This is a genomic window from Nitrobacter sp. Nb-311A (genome assembly GCF_000152905.1).
Lineage (GTDB): Bacteria > Pseudomonadota > Alphaproteobacteria > Rhizobiales > Xanthobacteraceae > Nitrobacter.
This window is the reverse complement of sequence record NZ_CH672423.1, coordinates 25046-33410: the sequence shown is the minus strand read 5'-3', so window position 1 is coordinate 33410 and position 8365 is coordinate 25046. Positions and strand designations below refer to the sequence as shown.

8 protein-coding genes and 2 pseudogenes are annotated in these 8365 nt (G+C 63.1%); 8 read left to right on the top strand and 2 right to left on the bottom strand.

The annotated features are described in order from the left end of the window. Positions 1 to 198: 198 nt before the first annotated feature. The 4 genes and pseudogenes from NB311A_RS18540 to NB311A_RS18525 all read left to right on the top strand — a co-directional run bounded on the left by NB311A_RS18540 (position 199) and on the right by NB311A_RS18525 (position 3710). Positions 199 to 2399: pseudogene (locus NB311A_RS18540) on the top strand (ParB/RepB/Spo0J family partition protein). Between the two features lie 241 nt (positions 2400 to 2640). Continuing rightward, the gene (locus NB311A_RS18535; RefSeq protein ID WP_009800232.1) at positions 2641 to 2865 is read left to right on the top strand and encodes a hypothetical protein; all 225 of its coding nucleotides are present in this window, start codon (positions 2641 to 2643) and stop codon (positions 2863 to 2865) included. Continuing rightward, on the top strand, positions 2862 to 3233 hold the full coding sequence (locus NB311A_RS18530; RefSeq protein ID WP_009800231.1) for a DUF2958 domain-containing protein: 372 nt from the start codon (positions 2862 to 2864) through the stop codon (positions 3231 to 3233). Before NB311A_RS18535 ends, NB311A_RS18530 begins: the two co-directional genes overlap by 4 nt. 63 nt (positions 3234 to 3296) lie before the next feature. Then, a complete protein-coding gene (locus NB311A_RS18525; protein WP_009800230.1) occupies positions 3297 to 3710 on the top strand; it encodes a hypothetical protein in 414 nt (137 codons plus the stop codon). A 22-nt stretch (positions 3711 to 3732) separates the two neighbouring features. On the opposite strand, the gene NB311A_RS18520 is transcribed toward NB311A_RS18525, so the two are convergent. Further along, positions 3733 to 4122 (bottom strand): hypothetical protein, encoded by a 390-nt coding sequence (locus NB311A_RS18520; protein WP_131522939.1) that lies wholly within the window; start codon positions 4120 to 4122, stop codon positions 3733 to 3735. Between the two features lie 587 nt (positions 4123 to 4709). Here NB311A_RS18520 and NB311A_RS18515 point away from each other — a divergent pair. Further along, positions 4710 to 5024: a DUF736 domain-containing protein gene (locus tag NB311A_RS18515; RefSeq protein ID WP_040676063.1), complete on the top strand. Its 315-nt coding sequence runs from the start codon at positions 4710 to 4712 to the stop codon at positions 5022 to 5024. A 367-nt stretch (positions 5025 to 5391) separates the two neighbouring features. Next, positions 5392 to 6582: a hypothetical protein gene (locus NB311A_RS18510; RefSeq protein WP_009800227.1), complete on the top strand. Its 1191-nt coding sequence runs from the start codon at positions 5392 to 5394 to the stop codon at positions 6580 to 6582. Positions 6583 to 6832: 250 nt separating this feature from the next. Here the strand turns inward: NB311A_RS18510 and NB311A_RS18505 are convergent, their stop codons facing one another. After that, the gene (locus tag NB311A_RS18505; protein ID WP_009800225.1) at positions 6833 to 7048 is read right to left on the bottom strand and encodes a helix-turn-helix domain-containing protein; all 216 of its coding nucleotides are present in this window, start codon (positions 7046 to 7048) and stop codon (positions 6833 to 6835) included. Positions 7049 to 7280: 232 nt separating this feature from the next. On the opposite strand from NB311A_RS18505, the gene NB311A_RS18500 reads away from it, so the two are divergent. Next, on the top strand, positions 7281 to 7544 hold the full coding sequence (locus NB311A_RS18500; RefSeq protein ID WP_040676016.1) for a DNA -binding domain-containing protein: 264 nt from the start codon (positions 7281 to 7283) through the stop codon (positions 7542 to 7544). A 275-nt stretch (positions 7545 to 7819) separates the two neighbouring features. Continuing rightward, positions 7820 to 8365, top strand: a pseudogene (locus tag NB311A_RS22790) (IS21 family transposase); the annotation flags it as partial.

The window sequence follows — 8365 nt, the reverse complement described above, 5'->3', positions numbered from 1 at the left end:
CCGCCTGCGCGATGGCAGGGCCGCGTGCTCGCAAAGCGGCGCTCATTCTCCACTGTCCAATCATCCCGATCCGCCTCGCTCGCGGCGCAACCCGGCCATGCTCGCCGGCAGCCGCCCCCCTCTCTGCCGAGCGCTCACGCGCCCCCGGAGGCATGTCGGGGACATGCCTCCGGCATTAACGAGAGAAGGATTGGAACAATGGCTAGGACATCGAAGAAGGCGAAGGCCCTCGCTGTTGCGGCGGTCGCGGAAGTGACGGACGTTGACGTTCGCAGCATTGGAGAAGTGGAGACCGTTGCATCGGCTGCGACCAGCCCGGAAACCACCGCAGCGGTTGCGGCGAATGGTGAGACGGTTTTCATTCCGCTCAACAAGCTCAAGAAGCATCCGAAGAACGCCGGAAGACCCCGCACAGCGAGGCGTCTATCGAGGGGAAGGCGGCAAGTATCGCTGCAAAGGGCATGCTGCAAAACATTGTGGTGCAGCCGGAGCGTGACGCGGAGGGACAGCCGACCGGCTGCTATCTCGTGGCCGTTGGCGAAGGCCGCAGGTTGGCTCAGTTGCTCCGCGTGAAGCGCAAGGAGATCAAGAAGACCGATCCGATCCGCTGCGTCATCGACACGGTGAACGACGCGGCCGAGATCAGCCCTGACGAGAACGTGACGCGCGAGAACCTCCATCCCGCCGACCAGTTCGGGGCATTCCGCGAGCTTGCGGAACATCGCGGATGGGGAGCGGAGGAAATCGCCGCCCGCTTTGGCGTGACCGCGCATGTGGTGAAGCAGCGGCTTCGCCTTGGCGCTGTCAGCCCGAAGCTGATGCAGGTCTATCGCGACGGCGGCTTGACGCTCGATCAGTTGATGGCCTTCGCCATCACCGAGGATCATGCGCGGCAGGAGCAGGTTCATGCGAACCTCTCCTATAATCGCGATCCGTCCTTCATCCGCCGTGACCTCATGAAGATGCACATTCCGGCAACGGATCGGCGCGCGATCTTCGTCGGCGCGGAAGCCTACATGGAAGCAGGCGGCAACATCGTTCGCGACCTGTTTACGGAGGATCGTGGCGGCTTCTATGAAGATGCCGCGCTACTGCACCGGCTTGTCATCCAGAAGCTGGAACGCATCGCCGCTGACATTCAGGCGGGGGAAGGCTGGAAGTGGGTTTCGGTCCATATCGACTATCCCCACGCCCACGGCCTGCGCCGTGCCTATCCGCAGCCGGTGGAGCTTTCGGAGAATGACACCGCTGCCTACACCGCCGCGCAGGAGGAATACGACCGCCTGTCGTCAGAGTATGACAGCGCCGAGGAACTTCCCGACGATGTCGATCAGCGTATCGGAGAACTTGAAGCCGAGATCGAGCGCATCGACGCATTGCGTCATGCCTACGATCCCGACGACACCGCGCGCGGAGGCATATTCGTCATGTTGTCCCATGACGGCGAAGCTCGGATTGAACGCGGCTTCATCCGCGCCGAGGACGAGAAGCCGGAGGAAGTGGCAGACGGCAACGTGATCGACGGCGTTCGCGTCAACGATGATGGCGAGATCATCGAGGACGACGAGGACGGGAACGATGTTTCCGCGCTCGATGCCGAGGACGACGAAGCGGACGAAGACGGCAAGACGCTGTCGGACCTTCTGGTCCGCGACCTGACCGCGCATCGCACCCTTGGCCTGCGGCTCGCCCTTGGCGAGCAGCCGGACATGGCCTTGATCGCCGTGACGCATGCCTTTGCCGCGCAGGCCTTCTATCGCGGCGTGGACGCCCATTGCCTCGACATCCGCCCCATCAGTTCACCCCTTGGCGGACATGCGGACGGCATCGAGGACACGGCGGCAGCGAAGGCGCTGGCGGATCGTCATGCCGGATGGGCTGCGGACATGCCGCGCGACGTGGCGGGCCTGTGGGGCTTCATCGCCGGGCTGGATCAGGCGAGCGTCATGGCGCTATTCGCGCATTGCGCTTCACAGACAGTCAATGCGGTGAAGCAGCCTTGGGAGCGCAAGCCGCGCGCGCATGAGACGGTCGACAGGTTGGCGACGGCGGTTGCTCTCGACATGACGGCGCATTGGGCACCCACGGCGCGGACCTATTTCGGTCGCGTCACCAAGGCGCACATTCTCGCCGCCGTGCGCGAAGCTGTCAGCGACGAGGCGGCGGATTGGATCGCCAGCATGAAGAAGCAGCCGATGGCGGAAGCCGCCGAGCAGCTTCTTGCCGGAACTGGCTGGCTTCCGCCGCTTCTGCGGACGGCGCAGCCCGCGTGGTCGGACGAACCGCAGGCTGACGTCGACGCACGGACGGACGTGGCAGAGCCGGAGGCGGCGGACCTTTCCGCCGAGAACATCGGTGCGGCCGAGGAAGGCGAAGCCTTCCACGAAGCGGCCGAGTGAACCACCACGGCCGGAGCCGCCTCGCGCGGCTCCGGCCAGTCTTTCGACCCAGCCCCGAGGAAATTTTCCGGCCGCGCCTGATCGGCGCGGCCGGAGAACTCGACCGCACGACAGCAGGAACCACGACCATGAGAATCGATGCAGAGCAGCGCGCCATGCTGGCCCGCATGGCGAGGGCACACGCCGGGCCGAGCGCCATATTGCCGTCATCGGACGGCAAATCGCCGCGCGCGCCGCGCGCATGACCACGAGAAATCGCATCAAGGCACGGCAGTTCGGCCGCGCGACCTCGCAATGGAGCCGCGCGGATGAGCGCGACTATCAAGACAACCTCGCGGCACTCCGTTTCGAGCGGCGCGGCGAGATCGACGCGCTTGCCCGAAAGCTCGCGCGGCAGGCCGGGGCCATCGCAGCCTTCCGCGTCTGCTACCGGACCAATGAACCGGCACGGGAGAGCGTGTCATGACACGGCGCTTTCCTCGCACCGAACCGCTGATCCCCGACAAGCTGTTGGTCAAGATGATCGAAAATGGCCGCACGAGCGAGGAACAGGACGGCTTCGACCCGTTTCCGGTGGTGAAGCTGTTTACGCCTGACGCGGCGGCGACATGGCTGCTGACGGAAGCCTATCCCGAAGAGTCTGACGTGAGGTTGTTCGGATTGTGTGACCTCGGCATGGGCTGTCCCGAACTCGGCTACGCCATGCTCTCCGAGATCGCGGACGCGCACGGCAAGCTCGAGCTGCCGGTCGAGCGCGACCTGTATTTCAAGGCCGAACATCGTCTCGGCACCTACGCCAAAATCGCGCGGCGCGCCGGAATGATCATCACATGAAACAACGATCCGGCGTGTCGTCGTGACACGCTGGATCGTGTTCCTCGAACGGGGAGGCTCGGCATGACCGCAATGATCGTCGTCACCGTCATGCTGATCGGCATGATGTGTGTCCTCGCCTATACGCTGGCGATCTACGCGCTGCCGTTCACGCTGGCGCTCGCGGCGACGCGCTTCGCCTATGGCACCGGAGCCGGCTGGCTCGGAGCAGGAATCGTCGGGCTTGTCGCTGGCGCGGCATCGTTCGGCATTCTGGCGTTCCTGTTCGGCACGTTGCGCGCGCCGTTCCCGCGGATCGCCTTGGCACTCATATTTGCCGCGCCTGCCGCCGTCGCGGGGTATGCGCTCGTGCATGGCGTGACCGGCGAGGCCGTTCCTTCGTCGGTCTGGCGGCAACTTTTCTGCCTTGCAGGCGGCGCATTGGTGGGTGCGGCCGCCGTGATGCGACTGGCAACGTCCGCCGGTTCGCAAGGCTAAGTCGGTTCGTCGAACGCCGAAGCTATCGGCGCACCGAATATTCCGTGCCGCCCATGAGCGGGATCAACATGGAATCGAAGCCGTTGGCGCGATCTCGCAAATAGACGAGATAGTCTTTGCAATAGCCCCGGAAGCCGCCAACGTCATCGGTCAGCACCATGCCGCCCGGCCGGATGCGCGACGCCAGCAGCTTCACAATGTTGAGCGCGCGCATCGGAAAGCCGTCGTTGAGCACGAAGTCGATCTCCGCCGGATCGGTCGCAATGCTTCTATCGCATGGCCTTCGCGCACTTCGGTCACGATCCCTTCTGACGCAAGAGAGGGTGGCAGCGGACATTTCGTCGGTCGCCCGGCTCGCGCGAGCATCGCGTTGGAGAGTCTCAAGCGGCACCGCAGCGGCAGATATCCACATGATCGAGCCATCCTCGCCGTCAGCCACCATGCCCCGCACGACATCGAGACGGGAGCGAGTCGTCGCAGCGGCTTGTGTAGCGAGGTAGTCGCTACCTTTGCGGAACTGTTCTTCCCGCGCCCAACACGATGGCGACGCGAGTGAAGGGCGGAGAGTCCGACTCCTTCCGTGTCGTCGATGACGACGACGTTGAGGACACATCATATCGGCGTTGAGGTTCAGGTGTTTGCTTGATGGAGCCGCTGGAGCACCGTTCGGTGCGAAGCGTGAAAGCGTGCATCCGATCGATGTCGCCATGTCGCGGTTTCCTCTGACTGTCTTTTTCAAGCCGCTCCCACGGGCGTCCTCGATTGGTTTGGTCTGACCGAAGACCGGCGACGAAGCACGTCGCCTCGATCTTGAACCTGCAACGTCCGCCGCCAGCTTTTTTCCGCCGCCTTCGGCTTTGCATCGCGATTCAAAAAAGCTGTCGCCGGCCGCCCTCCACGTTGTTTCGGCCCCAAGGATGCAGGCCGATCGTCCTCGGTCCGTCGACCACCATCGAGGTCGCGATGGACGCGGCCCGAACAGCAGAAGGAAACCACGTGATGGCTACGATCGGCACTTTCGCTCGCACCGAGAACAACGGCTACAGCGGCTCGGTCAAGACTCTCACTCTCAACGTCAAGTCGGTGAAGTTCGTCGCCGCCGAGGGCGAGAACGAGAAGGGTCCGGACTTCCGCGTCATCGCGGCTGGTGTAGAGCTGGGTGCGGCCTGGAAGAAGAAGTCCGACAAGGGCAACGACTACCTCTCGGTCAAGCTCGACGATCCGTCGTTCCCGGCTCCGATCTATGCGAGCTTGGTCGAGAGCGAAGGCGAGGAATTGGCGCTCATCTGGTCGCGCCGCCGCGCCGCCGACTGAAACCGCCACCGGCTAAGCCCCGCGCCAGCGGGGCTTCGTCATGCTCATATCCGCGCAAAAGCAAGATACAAGGTGAGCTGCGCTCGCATTGTCCTGATCGGCTGCGGCCGAAGCCTTGCCGATCGTCGAGGGGAGCCAAGGGGTCTTACCCCTTGCTCCCCGCAAATGCCGCCTGTTGCGAGGCAGGGCCGCGGCCTCGCAAAGCGGTCGCTCACCAGACCACACATCACATCGTCATCCGCTCCGCTCGTCTCGCGGCTCGGCCCCGCGCGTCGGCATGTGCCCCCTCCATCCCCGCGCGCTCACGCGTCCCCGGAAGGCATGTCGGGGGACATGCCTTCGGCATTAAACGGGAAAGGACAGGACAATGAACATCATCAGCAGCAGCCAACCACAGCAGGCCGTGAACAGCGGTTTCCGGGTGAACATCTCGCGCGGGCAGCGCATCGGGCGCGTGTCGTCGGAGTGGTTTTCGCGTCCCGAGCGTTATCTATCGCTCACCGAGCTTTACGACGCAGTGAAGACCCGCGCGGATCGCGCCAACGCCCGCACCGTGGAAAGTCGTGCCGTGCGCGTGGAGGCAAGCCGGGAGGATGCGGAAAGGCTTTCGCTCATCGTTCCCGGACAGGAGCAGCCCGTTGCGCCGACGCATTGGAGTTTCGGGCAGTGGTGCAGCCTTGTCGGCGCACCCGCCACCTACATGCGCCAGCTTCCCGCGCCGCTCGCAGGCATCAACCTACAGCATGGCTTGCTGTCGCATCGCGCCGAGCTTGTGAAGACGCTGGAAACGGAAGACGGCCGCATTGAGTTGCGCGCCGTGACAGGCCCCGACTATGGCCGCATCTGGGACCATGAGCTTGTCGCCGCCGTGATGAGGATCGCGGGCAACGGCACGGGTGACACCATGTGGAAGGTGCCCGGCATGCTGGACTGGCAGAATATGACTCATAATCCGTTCGTGGAGATCACCAAGGACACCACGACGCTTTACGCCAGCGACCGCGACGTGTTCCTGTTCTTGGTGGACGATACGCATCCCATCGAGGCGGGACGCCTGCCGAACGGCGAGCCTGATTTATTCTTTCGTGGGTTCTATTGCTGGAACAGCGAAGTAGGCAGCAAGACACTTGGCATCGCGTCGTTCTATCTGCGCGCGGTGTGCATGAACCGTAACCTTTGGGGTTGCGAGAACTTCGAGGAAATCAGCATCCGGCACAGCAAGTTTGCCGCGCAGCGTTTCGCACATGAGGCCGCGCCCGCGCTGACGAGCTTCGCCAATTCCTCGCCCGCGCCGTTCATCGCCGGCATCAAGGCGGCGCGGGAGCGCATCGTTGCCCGCACCGACGACGACCGCGAAACCTTCCTGCGCAAGCGCGGGTTCAGCAAGGCCGAGACTGGCAAGATCATCGAGACCGTCTTGCAGGAGGAAGGCCGCCCGCCGGAGTCGATCTTTGATTTTGTCGCGGGCATGACGGCCCACGCTCGCATCAAGGCGCATCAGGATGCGCGGCTTGAACTGGAGGGGAAGGCAAAGACCTTGCTGGAGAAGGCCGCATAAGCAGAGAAGCCCGCGCCGTCATGATCAACGGCGCGGCCGGGCACAAGGCCGTCTCGCACGGTTTCCGAACGAACGAAGACTACCGAATTTATGCCGATCCGTGAACCCGATCGGCGGCGCGGCCGCCGCTCGCCGGGCTGCGCCCGGCTCGCGATCCAAACACAAACTTGCCAATCATTTCTAACCAGAAATTACGAGCGCCGATGCCACTGCGGGTGGAAATGCGGTCGGGATCGAAGCGCCCTGACCGTCAGCGTTTCGGTAGCCGGATCAGGTCACAGGGATCGACGCCAAGCGCCTCCGCGACCTTGCCCAACACGCTCACGCTCGCTGACACGGCGCCGCGCTCGACCGAGCCGACATAACGCATGCTCAAGCCAGACCGCGCGGCCAGATCCTCTTGCGTCAGCTTCCTGTCATAGCGCAGCCGACGCATGTTGATCGCCATGACCTCTTTCAGGTCCACGGCGCATCGGAGCCAGAGTCGGAACGATCGTTCTAGGAATGATCGTTCCTATTCGATATAGAAGGGATCAGACCCGACAGGAAAGTGGTTGTGATGTTTGGTCCTGTTGTCGCATCCGCTGCATAGCGGTATTCCGATTTTGTGGCGGGAGCCGCTGTCTAATATAAGTCCTGTTGCAAGCGATGCGGATCATCTATTTGAAGCTAAGTCGCCGAAATTTGGAAATACGTCGATGAACAAGCCCGCCTTCAAGGACAGTCCGCCGCTGACCGATCGGGTTAATTCCTACGATGAAGCGCATCTTGCTAGTTATCTTCGGCTCCTTGATGCGGCGGAGGAAGGGGCCGATTGGCGGGAGGTGGCCGCGATCGTGTTCGGTCTCGACGTTGACGCCGATCCCGATCGAGCGAAGCGCATCCACGACAGCCATCTCGCCCGCGCGCGCTGGATGACCGAGAAGGGCTACCGGCATCTTCTCGAGCGCCGCATGCAGTAATCGGATTCTCGAGCGCCGCATGCAGTAATCGGAAAATTGTCCAGTTGTCGTTTATCCAGCGCCAACCCTACGTTACCCGTTCCGATTCAGCACTTTATTCCAAATATCCGTCTTCCGGCCTTCGCCGTCCCACCATAGCATTCTGATGCACGACTGCGTGGGTGTCATTCGGCATGCAAAATTGACCCCGTAAGCCGGGGGATCGGCGTCCAAAATTGACCCCCTACAGGTTGGCTGTTGCGCTGCCTGCTTTGTCATGAAGCAGGTGGTCGGGGATGCTGATCGTGGAGACGATTGCGCGGATACGGCGCGAACACTTCATCAAGGGCAAGACGATCAAGGAGATCGCCCGTGACCTGAAGGTGTCGCGGAACACGGTCCGGAAGGTGCTGAGGTCGGGCAAGACCTTGTTCGAGTATGAGCGTTCGATCCAGCCGCGCCCCAAACTCGGGCGTTGGGCGGCGGAGCTTGATGAACTGCTGGCGGCGAACGCGGCCAAATCGGCTCGCGAACAGCTGACGCTGATCCGGATCTTCGAAGAGTTGCGCGGACGCGGCTATGACGGCGGCTACGATGCCGTACGGCGTTACGCCAGGCGTTGGAGCAAGGAGCGCGGGCAATCGACCGCGGCGGCCTATGTTCCGTTGAGCTTTGCGGCGGGCGAAGCCTACCAGTTCGACTGGAGCCATGAGATCGTTCTCCTCAACGGCGTGACGGCGATCGTGAAGGTCGCTCATGTCCGGCTGTGCCACAGCCGCATGCTGTTCGTGCGGGCCTATCCGCGGGAGACGCAGGAGATGGTATTCGACGCCCACGACCGG

What these genes read in the sequence shown, in the direction of transcription:
- NB311A_RS18535 (WP_009800232.1), top strand. Translation starts at nt 2,641, where the DNA reads ATGACCACGAGAAATCGCATCAAGGCACGGCAGTTCGGCCGCGCGACC.
- NB311A_RS18530 (WP_009800231.1), top strand. Translation starts at nt 2,862, where the DNA reads ATGACACGGCGCTTTCCTCGCACCGAACCGCTGATCCCCGACAAGCTG.
- NB311A_RS18525 (WP_009800230.1), top strand. Translation starts at nt 3,297, where the DNA reads ATGACCGCAATGATCGTCGTCACCGTCATGCTGATCGGCATGATGTGT.
- NB311A_RS18520 (WP_131522939.1), bottom strand. Translation starts at nt 4,122, where the DNA reads ATGTGGATATCTGCCGCTGCGGTGCCGCTTGAGACTCTCCAACGCGAT.
- NB311A_RS18515 (WP_040676063.1), top strand. Translation starts at nt 4,710, where the DNA reads ATGGCTACGATCGGCACTTTCGCTCGCACCGAGAACAACGGCTACAGC.
- NB311A_RS18510 (WP_009800227.1), top strand. Translation starts at nt 5,392, where the DNA reads ATGAACATCATCAGCAGCAGCCAACCACAGCAGGCCGTGAACAGCGGT.
- NB311A_RS18500 (WP_040676016.1), top strand. Translation starts at nt 7,281, where the DNA reads ATGAACAAGCCCGCCTTCAAGGACAGTCCGCCGCTGACCGATCGGGTT.